Annotated in this window: 20 protein-coding genes and 1 rRNA gene; 14 read left to right on the top strand and 7 right to left on the bottom strand. The window is 46.0% G+C overall.

All coding sequences use genetic code 11. The annotated features are described in order from the left end of the window. The 9 genes from rrf to slyD form a co-directional block, all read left to right on the top strand. A 5S ribosomal RNA gene (rrf, locus tag DK430_RS08560) occupies positions 1-101 on the top strand; the annotation flags it as partial. Positions 102-220: 119 nt separating this feature from the next. Further along, positions 221-733, top strand: coding sequence for a peptide deformylase (gene def / locus DK430_RS08555; RefSeq protein WP_109078646.1), 513 nt, complete (start codon positions 221-223; stop codon positions 731-733). Positions 734-799: 66 nt separating this feature from the next. Then, positions 800-1,756 carry a methionyl-tRNA formyltransferase gene (fmt, locus tag DK430_RS08550; protein WP_109078645.1) on the top strand — a complete coding sequence of 319 codons (957 nt, stop codon included), beginning with the start codon at positions 800-802 and terminating at the stop codon, positions 1,754-1,756. Then, entirely contained in the window at positions 1,756-3,111 is a 1,356-nt protein-coding gene (gene rsmB / locus DK430_RS08545) for a 16S rRNA (cytosine(967)-C(5))-methyltransferase RsmB (RefSeq protein ID WP_109078644.1), read from the top strand. Before fmt ends, rsmB begins: the two co-directional genes overlap by 1 nt. Before the next feature lie 23 nt (positions 3,112-3,134). After that, complete coding sequence (gene trkA, locus DK430_RS08540; RefSeq protein ID WP_109078643.1) at positions 3,135-4,511, top strand: Trk system potassium transporter TrkA; 1,377 nt, start codon at positions 3,135-3,137, stop codon at positions 4,509-4,511. 114 nt (positions 4,512-4,625) lie between these two features. Continuing rightward, complete coding sequence (gene mscL / locus DK430_RS08535; RefSeq protein ID WP_109078642.1) at positions 4,626-5,021, top strand: large-conductance mechanosensitive channel protein MscL; 396 nt, start codon at positions 4,626-4,628, stop codon at positions 5,019-5,021. A gap of 98 nt (positions 5,022-5,119) precedes the next feature. Continuing rightward, the gene (gene rraB / locus DK430_RS08530) at positions 5,120-5,554 is read left to right on the top strand and encodes a ribonuclease E inhibitor RraB (protein ID WP_109078641.1); all 435 of its coding nucleotides are present in this window, start codon (positions 5,120-5,122) and stop codon (positions 5,552-5,554) included. 36 nt (positions 5,555-5,590) lie between these two features. Continuing rightward, positions 5,591-6,310 carry an SIMPL domain-containing protein gene (locus tag DK430_RS08525; protein ID WP_109078640.1) on the top strand — a complete coding sequence of 240 codons (720 nt, stop codon included), beginning with the start codon at positions 5,591-5,593 and terminating at the stop codon, positions 6,308-6,310. Positions 6,311-6,405: 95 nt separating this feature from the next. Further along, the gene (slyD, locus tag DK430_RS08520; RefSeq protein WP_109078639.1) at positions 6,406-7,023 is read left to right on the top strand and encodes a peptidylprolyl isomerase; all 618 of its coding nucleotides are present in this window, start codon (positions 6,406-6,408) and stop codon (positions 7,021-7,023) included. 63 nt (positions 7,024-7,086) lie between these two features. Here slyD and DK430_RS08515 read toward each other — a convergent pair whose 3' ends face one another. From DK430_RS08515 to rimO, 4 genes are all read right to left on the bottom strand, one after another. Continuing rightward, positions 7,087-7,305 carry an HP1242/YdcH family protein gene (locus tag DK430_RS08515; RefSeq protein ID WP_109078638.1) on the bottom strand — a complete coding sequence of 73 codons (219 nt, stop codon included), beginning with the start codon at positions 7,303-7,305 and terminating at the stop codon, positions 7,087-7,089. 127 nt (positions 7,306-7,432) lie between these two features. Continuing rightward, positions 7,433-7,906 (bottom strand): low molecular weight protein-tyrosine-phosphatase, encoded by a 474-nt coding sequence (locus DK430_RS08510; RefSeq protein WP_109078650.1) that lies wholly within the window; start codon positions 7,904-7,906, stop codon positions 7,433-7,435. Positions 7,907-7,959: 53 nt separating this feature from the next. Next, entirely contained in the window at positions 7,960-9,825 is a 1,866-nt protein-coding gene (locus tag DK430_RS08505) for a UDP-glucose:protein N-beta-glucosyltransferase (protein ID WP_109078637.1), read from the bottom strand. Between the two features lie 21 nt (positions 9,826-9,846). Then, the gene (gene rimO / locus DK430_RS08500; RefSeq protein ID WP_109078636.1) at positions 9,847-11,178 is read right to left on the bottom strand and encodes a 30S ribosomal protein S12 methylthiotransferase RimO; all 1,332 of its coding nucleotides are present in this window, start codon (positions 11,176-11,178) and stop codon (positions 9,847-9,849) included. 211 nt (positions 11,179-11,389) lie between these two features. Here rimO and DK430_RS08495 point away from each other — a divergent pair, with 211 nt between their 5' ends. The 3 genes from DK430_RS08495 to DK430_RS08485 all read left to right on the top strand — a co-directional run bounded on the left by DK430_RS08495 (position 11,390) and on the right by DK430_RS08485 (position 16,515). Beyond that, positions 11,390-11,674 carry an alternative ribosome-rescue factor A gene (locus tag DK430_RS08495; protein ID WP_109078635.1) on the top strand — a complete coding sequence of 95 codons (285 nt, stop codon included), beginning with the start codon at positions 11,390-11,392 and terminating at the stop codon, positions 11,672-11,674. A 16-nt stretch (positions 11,675-11,690) separates the two neighbouring features. Then, positions 11,691-11,987: a DUF5377 family protein gene (locus DK430_RS08490; protein WP_204352534.1), complete on the top strand. Its 297-nt coding sequence runs from the start codon at positions 11,691-11,693 to the stop codon at positions 11,985-11,987. A 247-nt stretch (positions 11,988-12,234) separates the two neighbouring features. After that, the gene (locus DK430_RS08485) at positions 12,235-16,515 is read left to right on the top strand and encodes a YadA-like family protein (RefSeq protein ID WP_109078633.1); all 4,281 of its coding nucleotides are present in this window, start codon (positions 12,235-12,237) and stop codon (positions 16,513-16,515) included. A gap of 88 nt (positions 16,516-16,603) precedes the next feature. Here the strand turns inward: DK430_RS08485 and arsC are convergent, their stop codons facing one another. Beyond that, on the bottom strand, positions 16,604-16,954 hold the full coding sequence (gene arsC / locus DK430_RS08480; RefSeq protein WP_109078632.1) for an arsenate reductase (glutaredoxin): 351 nt from the start codon (positions 16,952-16,954) through the stop codon (positions 16,604-16,606). Between the two features lie 72 nt (positions 16,955-17,026). Between arsC and DK430_RS08475 the strand changes: the two genes are divergently transcribed. Further along, the gene (locus DK430_RS08475) at positions 17,027-18,085 is read left to right on the top strand and encodes an AI-2E family transporter (protein WP_109078631.1); all 1,059 of its coding nucleotides are present in this window, start codon (positions 17,027-17,029) and stop codon (positions 18,083-18,085) included. A gap of 204 nt (positions 18,086-18,289) precedes the next feature. Here DK430_RS08475 and udp read toward each other — a convergent pair whose 3' ends face one another. Together udp and asnC are read right to left on the bottom strand one after the other, a co-directional pair. Further along, complete coding sequence (gene udp, locus DK430_RS08465) at positions 18,290-19,048, bottom strand: uridine phosphorylase (protein WP_109078630.1); 759 nt, start codon at positions 19,046-19,048, stop codon at positions 18,290-18,292. Positions 19,049-19,080: 32 nt separating this feature from the next. Further along, complete coding sequence (gene asnC / locus DK430_RS08460) at positions 19,081-19,533, bottom strand: transcriptional regulator AsnC (protein WP_109078629.1); 453 nt, start codon at positions 19,531-19,533, stop codon at positions 19,081-19,083. A gap of 163 nt (positions 19,534-19,696) precedes the next feature. Between asnC and asnA the strand changes: the two genes are divergently transcribed. Beyond that, complete coding sequence (asnA, locus tag DK430_RS08455; RefSeq protein WP_109078628.1) at positions 19,697-20,689, top strand: aspartate--ammonia ligase; 993 nt, start codon at positions 19,697-19,699, stop codon at positions 20,687-20,689. Positions 20,690-21,098: the final 409 nt, after the last annotated feature.

The following is a 21,098-nucleotide window of genomic DNA, read 5'->3' as shown; positions in this document are numbered from 1 at the left end:
GCGGTGGGCCCACCTGACTCCATACCGAACTCAGAAGTGAAACGCCGTAATGCCGATGGTAGTGTGGGGTATCCCCATGTGAGAGTAGGTCACCGCCAAGCCTAATTGAAAAGCAACCCCTGATGTGGAAACACGTCGGGGGTTTTTGGTTTTTTAGGCATAGGTTTTTTAGTGGAAAAAGGCTACAATAACACACTTATTTAAAATCCCAAGAGAAATTATGACTGCTTTAAATGTACTTATTTACCCTGAAGAACACCTCAAAGTCGTTTGCGATCCCGTTGCGGAAGTGAATGATGCTACCCGCAAAATTATTGATGATATGTTCGATACCATGTATCAAGAGGAAGGCATCGGTTTGGCGGCGCCGCAAGTTGATATTTTGCAGCGTATTATTACTATTGATATTGAAGGCGATAAACAAAACCAGTTAGTGTTGATTAATCCTGAAATTCTGGAATCGGAAGGCGAGACCGGCATTGAAGAGGGCTGTTTGTCTATTCCGGGGTTTCGTGCGTTAGTGCCGCGCAAAGAAAAAGTTACAGTGAAAGCCTTGGACCGTGACGGCAAAGAATTTACCTTGAAAGCCGACGGTTTATTGGCGATTTGTATTCAGCATGAAATTGACCATTTAAACGGTATTCTTTTTGTGGACTATCTTTCGCCATTGAAGCGTCAGCGGATTAAAGAAAAGCTGATAAAAGTGAAAAAGCAGATGGAAAAGCAAAAATAATTGTGAATCTCCAAAAAGTGCGGTAATTTTTCACCGCACTTTTATTTATCTATAACGCAGAACATCATGAAACCACTTAATATTATCTTCGCCGGTACGCCGGATTTTGCCGCGCAGCATTTGCAAGCTTTACTCCATTCTTCCCATAACGTGATTGCCGTTTATACCCAGCCGGATAAACCTGCCGGGCGCGGCAAGAAATTGCAAGCCAGTCCGGTGAAACAGCTTGCGGAACAGCACAATATTCCTGTTTATCAACCCAAATCCTTACGTAAAGAAGACGCTCAAGCCGAGCTCAAGTCTCTTAATGCTGATGTGATGGTCGTTGTGGCTTATGGGTTAATTTTGCCAAAAGCAGTATTGGATGTACCTCGTCTCGGTTGTTTGAACGTTCACGGTTCGATTCTTCCCCGCTGGCGTGGGGCGGCGCCGATTCAACGCGCCATTTGGGCGGGCGATGCACAAAGCGGCGTCACGATTATGCAAATGGATGAAGGCTTGGATACCGGCGATATGTTACATAAAGTCTATTGCGATATTTTGCCGACAGAAACGTCCAGAAGCCTGTACAACAAATTGGCGGAACTCGCGCCGCCTGCGTTAATTGATGTGTTGGATAATTTAGAAAACGGTAAATTTACCGCAGAAAAACAAGATGACAGCCAATCCAACTATGCCGACAAACTCTCCAAAGAAGAAGCCAAATTAGATTGGTCGCTTTCTGCCATACAGCTTGAACGTAACATTCGCGCCTTTAATCCTTGGCCGATAGCATACTTGGAATTCACCGACGAACAGAACAATCCGCAAACTTTGAAAGTTTATCAGGCATCGGTGTTACCTCATGTAAATAAAATGCCGGGCACGATTTTAGCGGCGGGTAAGCAGGGTATTCAAATTGCGACTGCTGATGGCGTGTTGAATTTATTACAGTTACAACCGGCAGGCAAAAAACCGATGTCGGCACAGGATTTGTTAAACGGGCGCGCCGACTGGTTCCAAATCGGCAAGGTGTTACCATAATGAAAATGAACAAGGCAAAAACGCCGGTAAAACCGACCGCACTTTCTGCCCGCACAGCGGCAGTGCAGATCCTCTTTCAAGTGTTGGAGCAGAATAAATCCCTCTCGGCTCTGTTGCCTGACGCGCAAACTTACATCAAGCCGCAAGATCTGCCGTTATTACAAGAAGTGTGTTTTGGCGTATGTCGCGTGTTGCCGCGCTTGGAACAAATTATCGTGCAGTTAGTGGACAAGCCGCTACGCGGTAAAAAGCGCATCGTACATTGCCTGTTGTTAGTCGGTTTGTATCAGATTCTATATACCCGCATTCCGGCTTATGCAGCCGTAGATGAGGTGGTAAACACCGCCAAGGAGCTGAAATTACAAAGTTTTCAGGGCTTGGTGAATGCCGTCTTGCGTCGTTTTTTACGTGAGCAGGAAGCGATTTTGACGAAGGTGGATAAACATTGGCAGACTCTACACCCTGATTGGTTTGTGAACAAGCTGAAAAAAGTCTATCCGAATTGGCGTGAGATTGTTGACGCGAATAACCAAAAACCGCCTATGTGGTTGCGGGTGAATACGCAAAAAAATAGCCTGGAAACCTACCGCACTTTATTAACGGCACAGCAAATGGACACGCAAGTGACGTCACACCCACAGGCGCTCGGCTTAACCCAACCGACTGCCGTGCAGCATTTACCGTTATTTGCCGAGGGCGGCGTTTCGGTGCAGGATCTACATGCGCAATGGGCGGCATTATTGTTACAGCCGCAAAACGGGGAATTGATCTTAGATGCTTGCGCCGCGCCGGGTGGCAAGACTACGCACATCTTGGAATTAGCCCCGCAAGCGGATGTGATCGCGTTAGATGTGGAAGAAAGCCGATTAGTGCGGGTAAACGAAAATTTAGCGCGAATGCGGCAACAGGCAACGGTGGTTTGTGGCGATGCGGCAAATCCACAGGAATGGCTGGCGAAATTAAACAAAAGTGCGGTGCGTTTTGACCGCATTTTATTGGACGCACCTTGCTCCGCCACCGGCGTGATTCGTCGCCATCCGGATATTAAATGGCTACGCAAAGAAGCGGATATCGATCAGTTGGTTGAATTACAGGGGCAGATTTTGCAGGCATTGTGGCGCTATTTAAAACCTAACGGTGTGTTGCTGTATGCCACCTGTTCCGTGCTTGCGGAAGAAAATTCGCTGCAAATCGAACGCTTTTTGCAAAATACGCCTGATGCGCAATTAGCGGCGTTGAATTTGCCGTCTGCAGTGTTGGCACGCAACCAAAGTGCGGTCGGTTTTCAGTTTATTCCGCAAGCGGACGGCGGCGACGGTTTTTATTATGCGAAATTAGTGAAACGGCAAGGATAACCGTTAGGCATGGAGAGAATGGAATGAAAATAATTATTTTGGGTGCGGGGCAAGTAGGCTCCACCTTGGCGGCGAATCTGGTGAGCGAAGATAATGATATTACCTTGGTGGATAATGAATCCCTGCGTTTGGAGCATTTGCAGGACAAGCATGATTTGCGCGTAATGCAGGGTTCCGCTTCTTCGCCTAAAGTGTTGCGTGAGGCAGGTGCTCAGGATGCGGATTTGCTGATTGCGGTGACCAGTTCCGATGAAATTAACATGGTCGCGTGCCAAATCGGTTATACCTTGTTTAATACGCCTATAAAAATTGCGCGCATTCGTAACAGCGAATATTTGAAAGAAAAAGAAAAATTGTTTAACACTGATGTGATTCCTATCGATCACATTATTTCGCCGGAAAATCTGGTGACCAAGGATATTGTGCGCTTGGTGGAATATCCGGGTGCGTTGCAGGTGGCGCATTTAGCCAAAGATAAAATCAGTTTGGTCGTGGTAAAAGCCTATTATGGTGGCCCTTTGGTAGGCTATCCGATTTCCACCTTGAAAGAACATATTCCCCACGTGGATTGTCGCGTGGTCTCTATTTTGCGACAGGATAAAGTGATTCGCCCGCAAGGTTCGACAATTATTGAAGCGGGCGATGAAGTCACCTTTATTTGTGCCACGGCGCATATTAAGGCGGTGATGAGCGAATTGCAACGCTTGGAAAAGCCTTACAAGCGCATCATGATTGTGGGCGGCGGTAACATCGGTACCGGTGTGGCGAAACAGCTGGAAGATCATTGCACGGTCAAACTCATTGAGCGGAATGCCGAGCGTGCCGCCGTGTTAGCGGAGAAATTATCAAAAACGCTGGTGTTCAATGGCGACGCGTCAGACCAATCTTTGCTATTTGAAGAGCATATTGAAAATATTGACGTTTTTCTTTCTCTTTCCAGTGATGATGAGGCCAATATTATGTCCGCGTTGCTGGCAAAACGCCTTGGGGCGAAAAAAGCCATGGTGCTGATTCAACGTATGGCGTACATCAATTTGATTCAGGGCGGCACCATTGATATCGCCATTTCGCCGCAGCAGGCGACCATTTCCGCATTGCTTGGACATGTGCGAAAAGGTGATGTGGCGAATGTCGTTTCTTTGCGTCACGGCTTGGCGGAAGCGTTGGAGATTATCGTGCATGGTGACGAAACCACCTCAAATGTTATCGGTCGTCTCATCGGCGAATTAAAGTTACCTACAGGGGCGATTGTCGGCGCCATTTTACGCGGCAATGATGTTATTATCGGCGACAATCAACTGGTTATTCAGGAAGGAGATCATGTGGTGGTGTATTTAAGCGATAAGAAATACATTTCCGACCTGGAGAAATTATTCCAACCGAGTGCATTTTTCATTTAAATAAACGGAAAAATTTGTGCTTCTTAAATAAACTATCTATAATGTGCAGTCTTTTTAAGCAATAATGTGCGTTTTTTCACATTATCTTTTTTTAACAAGTCTTAGGAGAGCTTTATGAGTTTCATTAAAGAGTTTCGTGAATTTGCCATGCGTGGCAATGTTGTTGATATGGCAGTCGGTGTGATCATTGGTGGTGCTTTCGGTAAAATCGTCAGCTCATTGGTTGCCGATGTTTTCATGCCGGTATTGGGTATTTTAACCGGCGGCGTTGACTTTAAAGATTTGAAATTCGTATTGGAACCGGCGAACGGCGATATTCCTGCCGTGACCTTAAATTACGGTGTATTTATTCAAAACGTATTTGACTTCATCATTATTGCTTTCGCAATTTTCATGATGATTAAAGCGTTAAATAAATTGAAGAAACCGGAAGTTGTCGAAGAAGCGCCGGCAGAGCCTTCAGCAGAAGAAAAATTATTAACCGAGATTCGTGATTTACTCAAAAAATAATTTTTAGTTAAGAAAAATCTTCTCTATTTTGGGAAGATTTTTCTTTATTGCATCGCATTCCCCGTTTTCCCTTCACCTTTTCTTACCAAGGAAAAATTATGACAAATTTAGACGAATTACAGGCGGAAACCCGCGAGATTATTACCGATTTACTTAATGACGGCAGTGATCCTCATGCGCTTTATATTATTGAGCATCATATTTCTCATCATGATTTCGATAAATTGGAAAAAATTGCTATGGATGCCTTTAAAGCCGGTTATGAAGTGTCCGAAGCGGAAGAATTTGAAGAAGAAAACGGCAAGGTGGTTTTCTGCTGCGATATTATCAGCGAAGTGGAATTAAAGCCTGAAATCATTGATGCGCAACAAAAAGAACTGTTGCCATTGGTGGAAAAATATAAAGGCGGCTATGACGGCTGGGGCACCTATTTTGAAGATCCGAATGCCGACGATGACGAATATGGTGATGACGGTGAATTTTTTGACGAAGAAGATGACTTAGATGATGACGAAGCATTCGTTAAGCATTAAAAACAACCGCACTTTTGCGTTCTTATAGGAGCAACCATGAAATTTAAACACTTAGCCTTATTACTTTTGCCTTTGAGCGTGATGTTAACCGCTAATGCAGAAACAGAAACCAAGGCTACTGATCAGTCAGGAAAAAATTTTGTTTCTTTTAGCATTGAAGTCAATAAAGAAGTGGATTATGACGTGATGGAGGTTTCTCTTTTCATCCAACAGGAAAATAAAAATCTCAAAGAATTGAATAAAGCCATTAATGAAAAAACAAATGCCGCATTGGATGTGATTAAAAAGCAAAGTGCGGTGCAAATTAAGAGAAATACTCGCAATACGCAAGTGCGTTATGACAATAAAGGTAAACAATCCGGTTGGATTGAGCGTGCCGATTTAGTATTGGAAAGTAAAGATTTTGTGGCGTTGTCTCAGGTGATTTCCGATTTAAATGAGACCTTTGCGATTGCCGATGTAACACAAAAGCTTTCCAATGAAGCGGCAGCGAAAGTTGAAGATGAAATGGTTAAAAACGCTTTGGCACAATTCCAGCATAAAGCTCAGTTAATTCAGACTTCACTGAATGCCAAAGGGTATGAAGTCGTGACGTTGAATCTGGATAGCCGAAATGAAGTGCCGTATTTTGATGGGCGTATGAGGGCAATGGAGAAAGTGAAATTTTCTTCAAATGCGGATGAAGTGAATCTGGACAGTAACGATAAAGCTCAATTAAAAGCGTCCGTGCGTGCACAGATTAAGTTATTGAACTAATCGCTTTTGCACGACGGGTATTTTCTATACAATGGCAACGTTTTTCTGCGCTGAATTTTACGCGGAAATTCTTCTTTGAACAAATGAGGTAAACCATGAAAGTTGCAAAAAATGTGGTGGTAAGCATTGCTTATCAAGTTCGTACCGAAGACGGTGTGTTGGTGGATGAAGCGCCGGCAAACCAACCGTTACAATATTTACAAGGTCATAATAACTTAGTTATCGGCTTGGAAAACGCCTTGGAAGGCAAATCTGTCGGCGATAAGTTTGAAGTCCGCGTAAAACCGGAAGAAGGCTACGGCGAATACAATGAAAATATGGTACAACGCGTACCGAAAGATGTGTTTGTCGGTGTGGATGATTTGGAAGTGGGTATGCGTTTTATCGCCGATACCGATATGGGTCCGTTGCCGGTGGTGATTACCGAAGTGGGTGACACTGACGTGGTGGTTGACGGTAACCATATGTTAGCCGGTCAGGAATTACATTTCACCGTGGAAGTGGTGGATACCCGCGAAGCGACATTGGAAGAAATCGCGCACGGCCACTTACACCAAGAAGGCGGTTGCTGCGGCGGCCACGGGCATGACAGCGATGAAGAAGGTCACGGCTGCGGTTGCGGCGGTCATCACCATCATCATGACCACGATCATGATCATCACCACCACCATCATCATGGCGAAGGTGGTTGCGGCTGTGGCGGCAAACACTAAAAACTCCGTAAAAAAAGACCGCACTTTTTGTTGCGGTCTTTTGTTTTAGGCTAGTGACACTGCTTATTTGGCATTCGCTTTTTTCAGCACTTCATACATCAGATCTTTCAAACGCAATTTTTCCTTTTTCAACATTTCCACTTCATTGTGCGTACCCAATTCAATATGGGATTCGATGTTTTTAATACGTTGGTCCAGTTCGTTATGTTTATCAAATAGATTAGCAAAATAAGCATCTTCAGTTTTTAGTTTGGTAATTAAGTCTCTGAATTCCGGAAACATAGGGAAAGCACCTCATAATCAGTTAAGTTAGTATAACGGTGGTTATACTGTCGTTATCTTACCGAATTCCGCTCAAAATAAACGTGCGGGAGATCACAAAACGCAGGGATAAAATTTAACATTCATATTACAAATGATGTTCTTGGCGAATTTTTGCCAATAAGGCATCACAGCATTGATCCAACAGTGCATAGGTTTGGTTAAAGTCTTTGGTATACCAAGGATCGGGAATGTGGTCGATGCCTAAATCCGGGCAAAGTGCGGTGATTTGAAACAGTTTTTCCGGGTGCGTGCCGAATAGCCGTTCCAAATCGCGCAGGTTATCGTTATCCATGGCGATGAGGTAATCAAAATCCGTCCAATCTTTTGACCGCACTTTTCGGCTGACAAAATCGTTGGAGGCGATTTTATGCTGATCCAACATATCGGCGGTGCCGCAGTGCATGCCTTCGCCGTCATGCCAACCTGCCGTGCCTGCGCTGTCGGTGACGATTTTATGTTGTAACTGCGCTTGTTTGATTTTCTCCCGCATCAGATATTCCGCCATCGGGGAGCGGCAAATATTGCCCAAACAGACGAAGAGGATTTTAATCGGTTGCATTGTTTGTCCTTTGTTATCCATACAAAAAATCCTCATAGCGAGGATTTTTCACATTACATGGAATGGGCTTTGCGCCACTCCGTTAATTTTTCCGACAGGATTTTACCCATCGGGCTCGGATCGCCGCTGAATAAGGTTTTTAAGCCGTTATTTTCAATAATATGGCGACGCAGCTGTAAACGTTCCTGATGATTTTCCGCCAGGCGGATGGCACGTTCGATATAGTCGTCAACGCTGTTTGCAATCAGCCATTCCGGTAAGCCGAGGCGTTTAAATAAGCCTTCATCAATGTGTTCGTGCACTTCTTTGCCGGTTTTACACACGCCCACCAAGCCCAACGTCACCATGTCGATAATGCCGTTGGTGTTACCGAACGGGAACGGGTTCAGCATCATGTCGCAATTATGCAGAATGCGCAGGTATTGATCGTAAGGCGAATGCGGGTAAGCGGTGGCGGAATCGCCTAGGTAACTCTTAATGAAGCGCACCACATAAGGATGGGTAATGCCGCTGGATTGCCCCAACGCAAAGTGGAAATGCACTTTTACCTTGGCTCGATCGCGAATGGCTTTTAACGCATCCAGAAAATACGGGTTCAATTTCATGGTGGTGGCGGCAATGCCGATGTGCACCACTTCCGGATTTTCACGGAATAGATAATCGACTTTCTCCGGCGCCAAGGAAGACGGCACATAAGGCAAGGCGTCTTTCGGCAAACGTAACAGGGTTTCGCTGAAACAATCTTCCGAACCGACGTAATCGTCTTCCACGATAACATATTCGATAAAATCCGAATGGGTGGTGGCGGGGTGTCCGAGGGCAATCACCTGAATCGGCGCAAAACGCGCGTTACTGACGAAAATGGTGGCAAGATCCATGCCGATACTTGGCATATAGAGTACCGCCGCTTGATTTTGCGTACAAATATCTTTGAGGAAATTCAGCTTTTCCATGATGTTAGTGCCGTCAAATTCATGGAATTCGTCGAATACGTCGCGTCCCGCCTGATCCACCGCATTGTTGCCCAAACCGATGAGGTAAAATTGCTCCCGTGCAGCAACCATGGAGGTGGAATGGGTGCGATAAATGGAATGGGAGGAATGGAAGTGCTCCAACACCACTACCATCACCGGTTTACCGTTACGCGTGCCGATCTCGGTGATTTGTCTGTCCTGCCAACCGCACTTTAAAATATGGCGGCGAATCACCTGATTCAGCGCTTTTTTCACATCATGTTTGTTTTCCGCGATGTCGTAGCTGCAATGCATATACACGTCATGGGAAATATTACTTGGCAGATTATCCAGCGTTTCAAATTGCGCCAATCGTTGCGGGAACCATTGCAGAATCGCCGCACGTTTGGAAAATGCCGCCGGCGTACCGATAAAACGGGGGGATTGCAGGGCGAAACATAAGGAGCCGCACAGATCCCGATCCGCCTCCCACATGGCATCCAGATTCAGATTGACGTTGGCTTCCGGCAAATACAGCACGGCAAATTTCATCAGCGCGTTTTTGTTCGGTTCCAGATAAATATCGTAAATGGATTCTCTGTCCGGATTGCGGTTGTAGGTTTGCAAAATGTGATCGGCGTTAATGTACGGTGAGCTGGCGAAAATCAGATTTAACCAACGTTGCACCACAAAAAAACGATTGGCGCCGGACTCCGATAACACCAATTGCGGATCGACAAACAACGTCGTGACGGCGTTTGCCATACGGGTGCAGAAATAAATCAGGCGATCCTGCGCCAAATGTTCCAACTGTTGCGGGTAGTCGAATTCAATGTCTTCCAATCCGCCGAAATTGGTATCGATTTTGTAGAGAATATCCAGCAACTCCGTGCAGGCGGCCTCATAATTTTTCTCTGCGACTGCCGCTTCAAAGCGGATTACGCTGGGTTTTTGCGTTTCTGACATCGTGGTTTCCTTCTGAATGGGTTAACAGGTTCCCCATAAATCATATTCGTCGGCGTCGGTGATAGTGACTGAAATAACGTCGCCGATTTTGACCGCACTTTGGCTTTGATTATCCACATACACCACGCCGTCGATTTCCGGCGCATCCGCCATGGAGCGACCGATAACGCCTTCCGCGTTCACTTCGTCGACAATCACTTTCAAGGTTTTGCCGATTTTTTGTTGTAAACGGGCGGCGGAGATCGCTTGTTGCACCTGCATGAAGCGATGGAAGCGCTCCTCTTTCACCTCTTCTGGCACTTGCTCCGGCATGTCCGTCGCCGGTGCGCCTTCTACCGGGCTGAATTTGAAACAACCCACGCGGTCCAACTGCGCTTCTTTTAAGAAATCCAGCAACATTTGGAAATCTTCTTCCGTTTCACCCGGGAAGCCCACGATAAAGGTGGAACGCAAGGTCAATTCCGGGCAAATTTCGCGCCATTGTTTAATGCGCTCTAAAGTGCGGTCGATTTTGCCCGGTCTTTTCATGGCTTTGAGAATTTTCGGGCTGGCGTGTTGTAGCGGAATGTCCAAATAAGGCAACAGTTTGCCTTCCGCCATGAGCGGAATTAACTCGTCCACGTGCGGGTATGGATAAACATAATGCAAACGCACCCACACGCCGAGATTGCCCAATTGGCGGCATAGGCTGATTAAATTATTTTTAATCGGCATGCCGTTCCAGAATACGGTTTTGTTTTGATTTTCTTTGGTTTGATCCAGCGCGTAAGCGGAGGTGTCTTGCGATACGATAAGCAGTTCTTTCACCCCTGCATCCACCAGGCGTTTCGCTTCATCCAACACCTGCGTAATCGGGCGGCTGTCCAAATCGCCGCGCATGGACGGAATAATGCAGAAGGTGCAACGATGGTCGCAGCCTTCGGAAATTTTCAAATAGGCATAATGTTTTGGCGTCAGTTTCACGCCCTGCGCCGGCACCAGGCTTTCGTAAGGATTGTATTGCGGTTTCGGCACATATTTGTGCACCTGATTCATCACCGTTTCATAACTGTGCGGGCCGCTGATTTCCAGCACTTTCGGGTGCACTTGGCGAATTTGATCTTCTTTCGCACCAAGGCAGCCGGTGACAATCACTTTGCCGTTTTCTTCCAAGGCTTCACCGATAGCTTCTAACGATTCCTGCACCGCGCTGTCAATAAAACCGCAGGTGTTAACAATCACCAGGTCTGCATTTTCATAGCTCGGAATGATGTTATAGCCGTTAGAACGTAATTCGGTCAAAATGCGCTCCGAATCCACTAAATTTTTCGGGCAACCAAGGCTGACAAAGCCGATGTTTGGGGTAGAACTCATAAATTTTCTCAAAAGATTATCGTGGGTAATAAAAAACGGCTAATTTTACTTGTTTTAGTACAAAAAGGCGACAACGAAATGCGGGTAAAATCGTGCTTCAATGGAGGCGAATCGGCTTGATGGCTTTTAATTTTGGCGGAATCGGCTATAATGTGTGCCGTTTTTTAGCCGTAAAAAACCATTGAAATTGACATTAACAAGAGGAAATATCATGGCAAAACAGAAACATGCCTTGCAGACATCGCCTCAAAACGAGCAAGGGACGCTGACCTATCAGCATCAACGCGGCGTGATTAAAGATAATGCCGTTTTGGCGTTATTACATGATAAGCTATTTCGCCAACGCATCGAGCGTAATAAAAAAGGCAAAGGCAGCTATCAACGTAAAGCGAAGCACGCTAATCGTTACAACGAAAAGCCCGATAATAAGATTTCTATGATTAGAGATTTTATTATCGGGCTTTTTTCTTTCCGTTTATTTTGTGTAATGTATTGATATTAAAGAGGTTATTATGACAGCAAAAACAGAAGTTTTATTTAACAACACATGGAACGTCAGAATTAGCGACCCGGGCGAAGAGGGCGCGCAAAGCCATTTTTTTGAAACTATTTATATTACTTTAGAAGCACATATTAACGGCAACGAGACAACATACGAATTTACCCGCAAAGTAGAAGATCAAATTAAAATTAAAAAAGTCTTCAGCGATTTGGACGAATTATTTATCTATTTAAGCGAGCAAATTTCTCCGGTAGCATTAGGACATTTGGGGATTAAAATCGGCAATTTGGGATTGGCGAAAGAATAAAAGTGCGGTCGTTTTTGACGGCGTTTTTTAGCGGGGGAATCTTTCGGGTAAAAAGGATTCCCTTTTTTCTAATTCACTCATTTAACAAGAGAAAAAGGAAATATTAAATTTATGTAAATTTCCTTTTGTTCCTATTCTTTTTCTCCTTTCTTTTCTATAAAATCCACGCCACTTTTTATTGTTGTACTCGTTGGTTATTGCATTTTAATAACTGAATTTTTTAGTGTATTTATAAGGTCCATTTTATATGAACAAAGTCTTCCGTGTGGTTTGGCACCATGCAACGCAGTCGTGGGTTGCCGTCTCCGAATTATCCCGTCAAAAAAGCAAAACTTCCTCCGAAACCGATAAACGTGTCAGTTTATCCTCCACTGCAACAGCGTTACTTGTTATGGGGGCGGTATTACCGGGCACCGTATTAGCTGCGCCGATTAAGGCGAGTGATGTGACGCCTAATAATCAACATTTTATTAGTGTGGCGGCAACGCATAGCGATGCGGTTATTTCTACGGAGGCTAACTATAACAATGACGCAGCAAAAGCACCGGGTTCTATTGCGATTGGTACTAAAGCATCGGTTGCGTTTGAAGACAAAGACGGAGTGGGTTACGGTGCGCGTGAAGCGATTGCTATAGGTCAAAATGCGACGGTTAAGCTAAAAGGTGAGGTTTGTACCGATTGTTCACCTGAAGACCCGGCTTCTGAAGCGGCGATTGCCATTGGTCGTGATACAGTTGTTGGTGGTAAAGGCGCAATGGCATTCGGTGTCGGTGCAAGTGCGGAAGCGCATGCTGTATCTATCGGTATGAATGCAACAACCAACTTTAGTTCTATCGCCATTGGTGTTGAAGCCAAATCTTTATTCAAAAATGCGGTTGCAGTGGGAAGTTCCGCAAAAACCGAAGCAAATAATGCCATTGCCATTGGTAATGTGGCACTAGCTAAGAAACAATCAGATTTGGCTGTAGGGGATGGCGCAAAAGCATTAAATGGACAGGATTCTGCGTTTGGTGTATCGGCTAATGCAAGCGGTAATGGCGCAACGGCTATCGGTGGATTGACCGGTGCATCAGGCTGGTTATCTACTTCTATAGGTTATTTAAGTAAATCTGCCGGCAGCGGTGCTTATGCCGGTGGTGCGCGCGCCAATGCTAATGGTTCAGGCGCAATTTCTATCGGTATGAATTCTACTTCTACCAGCACAAACTCCACTGCGCTTGGTGCCTTTGCCAATGCGGCAGGTCCGCATTCCACAGCTCTTGGGGTAAATGCAAGTACCGCTTCCGGTGCATGGTATTCCTTGGCAACCGGTTCTTCGGCTAAAGCGAGTGCTAATTATGCAATGGCAAATGGTCATACTGCCAATGCCTCTGCCGAAGCGGCTATCGCGCTTGGTGCAAATACCACCGCAAGTCAGATTAACGCCGTGGCTTTGGGCGCGAATGCCACCGCAAGTCATATTAACGCGGTTGCTTTAGGCTCAAATTCCACCACAAAAGCAGCAGTTGCCAGCAATGAGGCCACCGTAAACGGCGTGTATTATGGCGGCTTTGCAGCCAATCAGTCGGGGAGTGTAGTGAGTATTGGTGAAGTAGGCAGAGAGCGCCAATTGGTAAATGTTGCCGCAGGTCAAATCAGCGCGACTTCCACCGATGCCATTAATGGGAGCCAATTGTATTTAGTAGCAAGCGGATTACGCGATCAAATGCCGGTGGTTTACACCACGACTAGCGGTAAAAAAGCCGTGAAGAAACCGGACGGTAAATTCTATGAAGTGGATGATGCCGGTAATGTGACAACAACAGTTGTGCCGAACGCCGATGTGATTGCTTCCATGAATGATGGTAGCAATTCCACGACTTCGCCAATGACCTTGGCAAATATCAAAAGCACCTTGCCTGATACGTTCAGCACGGCAACCAATCCGAAAGATGGCAGTGCAGTAACCGTAACGACAGCACAAGCTGCGCCAACCTTAACGGCGGCGCAATATAACCATGCCGCAACCCTCGGTGATGTGTTAAACGCAGGCTGGAATTTGCAGGCAAATGGAAGTGCGGTTGATTTTATTAAACCTTATGATACCGTGAATTTCGCCAGCGCTGACAGCACAGTTGAAATTACGCCGGATACCAATGGCGATAAAAGCACCATTGACTTAAAAGTAAAACATACCGATTTAGCGGTTGCCGATGGTAAGGTGACTGCGCCTGATACTACAAACGGCAGCAAATTTGTCAATGCGACAACTGTTGCAAACACAATTAATAATTCCGGTTGGAAATTGGGCGGTAACGATAAGACTGTAGCAGGCAATTTGGTGAAACCGTCCAATAACGTAAACTTCATTAACGGATTGGGGACGGAGTCTTCGGTGGCTTATGACGCAACAACAGGTGATTCTACGGTGACCTTTAACGTCAAACCAAACGGCACGACGATTAATGTGACGAATGACGGCATTTCCGTCAATACCGGCAATATTACGACCGCTCAAGCGACAGGTAGTGATGCGGGTAAAGTCACGGTCGCTACGGCAGAACAAGGCAAAGTGGCTACCGTAAGTAATGTTGCCGAGGCCATTAATTCCGTGTTCTGGAAAGTGGGTGACAACGCCGGTGCGGCACAAGGCAATATCAGCGCAGGCAGCCAAGTGAATTTTGTCAACGGTGATGCAACCACCGCGAAGGTGAAAACCGAAAACGGCGTAACGAACGTGACTTATGATGTGGCTTACGATAATAATACGATCGTAAAAGACGCTGACGGCAAATTAAAAGTAAATACGTCCGCGTTATCTTCCGTTAAAGTTGAAAATACTGATGACACCATTACCGTGACACCGACCGCCAACGGTTTCGGCGTAAAAGTCAATACTACGGACTTGGCCAACGCCGATGGTAAAGTAAGCACTCCTACAGAAGGCGATAAGCTCGTCAATGCGACAACAGTGGCTAACGCGATTAATAATTCCGGTTGGAAAGCGACTGCAACGGCGGATGGCGGTGAGGTTGAAGGCACGTCTAATCAATTGGTAAAACCGGGTGAGACGGTTAAGTATATCGCCGGTCAAAATATTAAATTGAAACAAGACGGTGCGAACTTCACTATTTCTACCACAGAAAATGTGACTTTCAAAAATGCGAATGTAAACAGCATGTTAACTGTTGGTGAAGGTAATAACGCAACGCAAATTACCTCGTCCGCTGATGGATTAAAAGTGGCGAAAGCGGATGGCTCTGCAACCAAAATTACCAATGTGGCTGCCGGTACAAATGCGACAGACGCCGTTAATGTCTCCCAGCTCAATTCTTCGGTTAACGCAGCGAAAACAGAAGTGGTTGCAGGGACGCAAGTGAGTGTAACAAATACTACCGGAGCAAATAATCAAACGGTTTATACCGTAAATGTTAATACCACAGCATTGCCGGCAACGGTAACCAATGCTGCGAATGCTGCGGAAGATGGCAAATTAGCGGTGCCGACAGGCGGTGGTTTGGTGAGCGCTTCCGATGTGGCAAATGCGATTAATGCGACATATTGGAAGGTCGGCGATAACAATGGTGACGCGAAAGGTAATATCGGCGCAGGTAGCCAAGTGAATTTTGTCAACGGCAACGGAACTACGGCGAACGTGGCGGTCGTAAACGGGCAAACCAATGTTTCTTATGACGTGAATGTCGATGGCAGCACGGTAGTGATGAAAGAAGTTACCGATCCGAATAATCCGAATAAGAAAATTAAACAAGTTGCCGGGAACTATGTCGGTGAAAAAGGTGTAACCGTAACCGGTAATGTTATTGCTGCCAAAACCGACGGCACGACAATTACCGTAAATAATGACGGTGCATTAACGCTTAGCGAAGACGTGATGAACAATATCACCAATAACGGATTTGACGTAACCACAGGTGAACGCGTTGATCGATTTGTGACCAATACTGCCGCAGGCGGTAAAACGACCAAGGTGAAATCAGGTAGTTCATTAACCTATGCTTCCGGTAAAAATATTGCGATTCAGCAAGAAGGCGCAACATTCACGATTTCTACCACGGAAAATGCAACCTTTACCAATGCCAATGTAGGTAACACGCTTACTGTCGGTGAAGGTGCGAATGCCACACAAATCACTTCTTCTGCAGAAGGAATGAACGTGGCAAAAGCTGACGGTTCGGCAACCCGTATCACCAACGTCGCCCCGGGCGTAAACCCGACTGACGCGGTGAATGTCAGCCAACTGGGCGGTTTGAAAAATGACATCCAAAATGTCAATAACCGAATCGGTAAAGTAAACCGTGAAGCCCGTGCGGGGATTGCCGGTGCTAACGCGGCGGCGAGTTTGCCGCAAGCCTATATTCCGGGTAAATCCATGGTGGCGGCTGCCGGCGGTACGTTTAAAGGTCAAAATGCCTTTGCGGTGGGCTATTCCCGCTCAAGCGATAACGGCAAAGTGATCTTGAAATTACAAGGAAATGCCAATACCCAAGGCGATGTAGGCGGTGGTGTCGGCGTCGGTTACCAGTGGTAATTTAATCGTATTATGAATAAACCCGATGTTGCATCGGGTTTATTTTTATCTGTTCGCGCCAAAAGTGCGGTTGTTTTTGACGGTGTTTTTACAAAATCGCCAGCACGCTTTCCGGCGGGCGTCCGATTTTGGCTTTGTCGCCGTGAATTACAATGGGACGCTCCAATAAGGCGGAATGTTGCGAAATGGCTTGCAGTAAATCTTGTTGGCTAAGCGTTGGGTTATCTAGTCCCAGTTCTTTATACAAGTCATCTTTGGTGCGCATCATTTGACGTACATCACTGACGCCTAATTTATCGGCGATGGTTTGCAGTTCAGCGACGGAATAGCGTTTTTGTAAGTAAAGTTCGATTTGTGGATGAATATTCTTGCTTTCCAGTAACGCCAAGGTTTCACGGCTTTTGGAGCAGCGCGGGTTGTGGTAGAGAATAACGGACATAGAAATTCCTTGTGTTGATGTAATTTGCCGAGATTTTACTTATAATCAGGCAAAATTTATAGAGGTAATAACATGATTGAAATGTTAAAAAGTTGGTATCGAAGACGGTTTAGCGACCCGCAGGCAATGGGCTTGTTCGCGATTTTATTCTTCGGTTTCGTGGCGATTTACTTTTTCAGCGATTTGATTGCGCCCTTGCTGGTGGCAATTGTGCTGGCATATTTATTGGAATGGCCGGTGCGTTTGTTAAACGAGAAACTCAAATGCCCGCGTTTGCTCGCCACCTGTTTGGTGATTGGCACGTTTACCGGTTTGGTTTTTCTGGTGGTGTTGGTGTTGATTCCGAATTTATGGACGCAGTTGGTGAATTTACTCAGCGATTTGCCGCACATGTTTAATCGCTTCAACGAGTGGCTGCTCTCTTTGCCGGAACGTTACCCGGACATTATTGACGCGCAAACCGTGGAGTCCATTTTCGGCTCGGTGAAAGAGAAAATTCTGGGCTTGGGCGAGTCGGCGCTGAAACTGTCCTTTGCGTCAATTATGAACTTGGTCACCCTCGGAATTTACGCCTTTTTAGTGCCGTTAATGGTGTTTTTCCTGTTGAAAGATAAACGTCAGCTTATGGACGGCGTGAGCCGTTTCTTACCGCGTAATCGCACTCTGGCGTCGAAAGTTTGGGTAGAAATGCAACAACAAATCGCCAATTATATTCGCGGCAAGCTGGTGGAAATTTTGGTGGTCGCCATGGTGACGTATGCTATTTTCCTGATTTTCGGTTTAAATTACCCGTTGTTGTTGGCGGTGGCGGTCGGGCTTTCCGTGCTGGTGCCTTATATCGGCGCTGTGTTGGTGACGATTCCCGTGGTGCTGGTGGCAATTTTCCAATTCGGCGATACCCATACCTTTTGGTATATCGTCATCGCCTTTGTGGTGTCACAACTGCTGGACGGCAACCTGTTAGTGCCGTTTTTATTCTCCGAAGCGGTGAATTTGCATCCACTGGTGATCATCATCGCCGTGTTGATTTTCGGCGGCTTGTGGGGGTTCTGGGGCGTATTTTTCGCTATCCCGTTGGCGACTTTGGTGAAAGCCGTGGTCAATGCCTGGCCTTCCAACGAGACTCCCTAAAAAACACCCTGAAAAACGACCGCACTTTTATCGTCCAAAGCCTAAAGTGCGGTAAAAAAAGCAACGCTTTTTCAACGTTGGCTTTGCCAACGGCCCTTTAGGGTGAATAAGCGAACGAGTGAGCTTATGAATAAAAAATCCAAGCGTTTTTCATAAAAAATGCAGCCTGTAAGGGCTGCATTTTTGTTTTCTCACCGCGTAGTTTTAAACCAATAATCCCGCCGCTTTGACCACCACATGAATGGCTTTTTCTTCTGTGGATTTGATGATGTCTTCATTCGGAATTTCCTGCTGGGTGCGATTGACGATGGCGCCCGCAATCATGCCCGCCCGCAAACCTAAGGCGGAGCACATGGTGAACAGGGTGGCAGATTCCATTTCATAGTTCATCACGTGCAATTCCTGCCATTGTTTGAGGGAGCCTTGGAAATGACGATAGATTTTGCCGGTGAAGGTATCGTAGCGTTCTTGTCCGGGATAAAAGGTGTCGGAGGAAGCGGTGATGCCCACATGTACGTGATTGCCGGCTTCTTCGGTGGCGACTTTATAGAGTGCGTTGGTGCATTCAAAATCGGCGACTGCCGGGTATTCCAACGGCGCGAAATGGCGGCTTGCGCCGTCTAAACGCACCGCGCCGGTGGTAATTAATAAGTCGCCCACATTAATGTGCGGCTGAATGGCACCAGTAGTGCCTATGCGCAAGAAAGTGCGCACGCCCAGTTGAGCCAATTCTTCCACCGCAATGGAAACGGACGGGCCGCCGATGCCGGTGGAGCAAACCACGACTGCGTGTTCGTCAATGTAGCCAAGCCAGGAGGTAAATTCGCGGGTGGCGGCGAGGAATTTCGGGCGATCTAATAAACGGGCGATACGTTCCACCCGCTCCGGCGCACCAGGCACGATGGCTAATTTGGCGCCGTCTAACATGGCTTTGGTTAAACCGAGATGAAAGACTTCTGACATAATATTCTCCTTTTATTTAAGGTATTGTTCTTTTAAGGTTTGATGTCACGCAAAATCGGATTTTGCATGGAAATTAAGGTTTCGGTGGATTGAATTTCGTCGATTAACTGAATTTTTGCCGACAGCACCAAATGTAGTTCGGCGATGGTGTGCGTCATGACTTTAATAAAAATAGAGTAGTTACCGGTGGTGTAATAGGCCTCCACCACTTCGTCGATGGATTCCAGCTTTTTGATCACTTTTTCATAATCTTTGGCGGATTTCAGAATAATACCGATAAAACCGCACACATCATAACCCAGCTTGCGTTCGTTAATGCGCACTTTAGTGCCTTCGATCACACCGGATTGACGCATTTTTTCCACCCGCACATGAATGGTGCCGGGGCTTACGCCGAAATTTTTTGCCATTTCCGCATAAGGCGTGCGCGCATCCCGCGTGAGTACGCGCAATATTTTCTGATCCAAATTATCGATATTGTGCATAACATACTCCTTGTTTAAAAATATTCTAATAAATCGAATAATAAATTAAAAATTATATAAATAATACCAGTTTTTTGTTTGATTGTATTGAATTATATTGCATTAAGTTTGAGGAATATGCAAAATCAGCGCCGTTACTTTAAATAAAAGATTGGGGTATAAAATGAAAAAGACATTTATTTTACAGCAACAAGAAATTAGCTTCGTGAAAAACACATTCACACAAAATCTCATTGAACAACTTGGTATTATTGAAGTTCAGGGACCTATCTTAAGCCAAGTGGGTAATGGTATGCAAGATAACTTATCCGGTATCGAAAAAGCGGTTCAGGTTCACGTCAAACAAATTCCTGGCGTGGTTTTTGAAGTGGTGCATTCCTTGGCAAAATGGAAACGCCACACCCTTGCCCGCTTTCATTTTAAAGAAAACGAAGGCTTATTTGTGCACATGAAAGCCTTGCGTCCTGATGAAGATTCTCTTGACCCGACCCATTCTATTTATGTGGATCAATGGGACTGGGAAAAAGTCATTCCCGAAGGTCGCCGCAACTTTGCCTATTTAAAAGAAACCGTCAATTCCATTTACCGCGCTATTCGTTTAACCGAACTGGCGGTGGAAGCCCGTTTTGACATTCCGTCAATTTTGCCGAAACACATCACTTTCGTACACACCGAAGATTTGGTAAAACGTTATCCGAACCTGAGCGGCAAAGAGCGTGAAAATGCTATTTGTAAAGAATACGGCGCGGTATTTTTAATCGGTATCGGCGGTAAATTGTCCGATGGCAAACCGCACGACGGTCGCGCACCGGACTACGACGACTGGACCACCGAATCGGAAAACGGCTACAAAGGGTTGAACGGCGACATTTTGGTGTGGAACGAACAACTCGGCACTGCCTTTGAGTTGTCTTCCATGGGGATCCGCGTGGACGAAGCGGCATTGCGCTTGCAAGTGGGGTTAACCGGTGATGAAGACCGTTTGAGCATGGATTGGCACCAAGAATTGCTGCAAGGCAAATTGCCGTTAACCATCGGCGGCGGTATCGGTCAATCCCGCATGGCGATGTTCCTGCTACGCAAAAAACATATCGGCGAAGTGCAATCCAGCGTCTGGCCTAAAGAAATGTTAGCGCAATATCAACACATTCTTTAGTCTGAAATGAGAGAATTTGCCGTGGGTAATAAATTACTCACGGTTACGCATAATTCAGCCCCTTTGGGACTGTTTTCGTTTTCATTGATGACCATTATTGATGGCGCGCGTTTCCTAACGCGTGCCGGTGTGTAGGATGGCTTGCCAGCCCACCGTGTAAGAGTGGATGGTGGGTTAGCAAACCGTTTGGACGCTTTAACCATCAAGAGAAAGAAAAAGTGCGGTGGTTTTTTAGTGTGTTTTTAAAACGCAGGAAATTTTGATCGCACTTTTATTCTTCCACAACCTCCCCAGATGGCGCGCGTCTCCCGACGCGTATCGGCTAGAAGCGCTTATTTAACCAACTTACCGTTTTCCCACTCTTGCGTGCGATAGACTTCATCTTCGCCTTTGTTATTGGTGCGGTAGA

Origin of the sequence: Aggregatibacter kilianii (assembly GCF_003129965.1) — a bacterium.
GTDB lineage: Bacteria > Pseudomonadota > Gammaproteobacteria > Enterobacterales > Pasteurellaceae > Aggregatibacter > Aggregatibacter kilianii_A.
This window is presented reverse-complemented; position numbering and strand designations above follow the sequence as displayed.

What these genes read in the sequence shown, in the direction of transcription:
- DK430_RS08525 (WP_109078640.1), top strand. Translation starts at nt 5,591, where the DNA reads ATGAAATTTAAACACTTAGCCTTATTACTTTTGCCTTTGAGCGTGATG.
- DK430_RS08515 (WP_109078638.1), bottom strand. Translation starts at nt 7,305, where the DNA reads ATGTTTCCGGAATTCAGAGACTTAATTACCAAACTAAAAACTGAAGAT.
- rimO (WP_109078636.1), bottom strand. Translation starts at nt 11,178, where the DNA reads ATGAGTTCTACCCCAAACATCGGCTTTGTCAGCCTTGGTTGCCCGAAA.
- DK430_RS08475 (WP_109078631.1), top strand. Translation starts at nt 17,027, where the DNA reads ATGATTGAAATGTTAAAAAGTTGGTATCGAAGACGGTTTAGCGACCCG.
- trkA (WP_109078643.1), top strand. Translation starts at nt 3,135, where the DNA reads ATGAAAATAATTATTTTGGGTGCGGGGCAAGTAGGCTCCACCTTGGCG.
- DK430_RS08505 (WP_109078637.1), bottom strand. Translation starts at nt 9,825, where the DNA reads ATGTCAGAAACGCAAAAACCCAGCGTAATCCGCTTTGAAGCGGCAGTC.
- rraB (WP_109078641.1), top strand. Translation starts at nt 5,120, where the DNA reads ATGACAAATTTAGACGAATTACAGGCGGAAACCCGCGAGATTATTACC.
- arsC (WP_109078632.1), bottom strand. Translation starts at nt 16,954, where the DNA reads ATGTCCGTTATTCTCTACCACAACCCGCGCTGCTCCAAAAGCCGTGAA.
- rsmB (WP_109078644.1), top strand. Translation starts at nt 1,756, where the DNA reads ATGAAAATGAACAAGGCAAAAACGCCGGTAAAACCGACCGCACTTTCT.
- fmt (WP_109078645.1), top strand. Translation starts at nt 800, where the DNA reads ATGAAACCACTTAATATTATCTTCGCCGGTACGCCGGATTTTGCCGCG.
- mscL (WP_109078642.1), top strand. Translation starts at nt 4,626, where the DNA reads ATGAGTTTCATTAAAGAGTTTCGTGAATTTGCCATGCGTGGCAATGTT.
- slyD (WP_109078639.1), top strand. Translation starts at nt 6,406, where the DNA reads ATGAAAGTTGCAAAAAATGTGGTGGTAAGCATTGCTTATCAAGTTCGT.
- DK430_RS08485 (WP_109078633.1), top strand. Translation starts at nt 12,235, where the DNA reads ATGAACAAAGTCTTCCGTGTGGTTTGGCACCATGCAACGCAGTCGTGG.
- asnC (WP_109078629.1), bottom strand. Translation starts at nt 19,533, where the DNA reads ATGCACAATATCGATAATTTGGATCAGAAAATATTGCGCGTACTCACG.
- DK430_RS08490 (WP_204352534.1), top strand. Translation starts at nt 11,691, where the DNA reads ATGACAGCAAAAACAGAAGTTTTATTTAACAACACATGGAACGTCAGA.
- asnA (WP_109078628.1), top strand. Translation starts at nt 19,697, where the DNA reads ATGAAAAAGACATTTATTTTACAGCAACAAGAAATTAGCTTCGTGAAA.
- DK430_RS08495 (WP_109078635.1), top strand. Translation starts at nt 11,390, where the DNA reads ATGGCAAAACAGAAACATGCCTTGCAGACATCGCCTCAAAACGAGCAA.
- def (WP_109078646.1), top strand. Translation starts at nt 221, where the DNA reads ATGACTGCTTTAAATGTACTTATTTACCCTGAAGAACACCTCAAAGTC.
- udp (WP_109078630.1), bottom strand. Translation starts at nt 19,048, where the DNA reads ATGTCAGAAGTCTTTCATCTCGGTTTAACCAAAGCCATGTTAGACGGC.
- DK430_RS08510 (WP_109078650.1), bottom strand. Translation starts at nt 7,906, where the DNA reads ATGCAACCGATTAAAATCCTCTTCGTCTGTTTGGGCAATATTTGCCGC.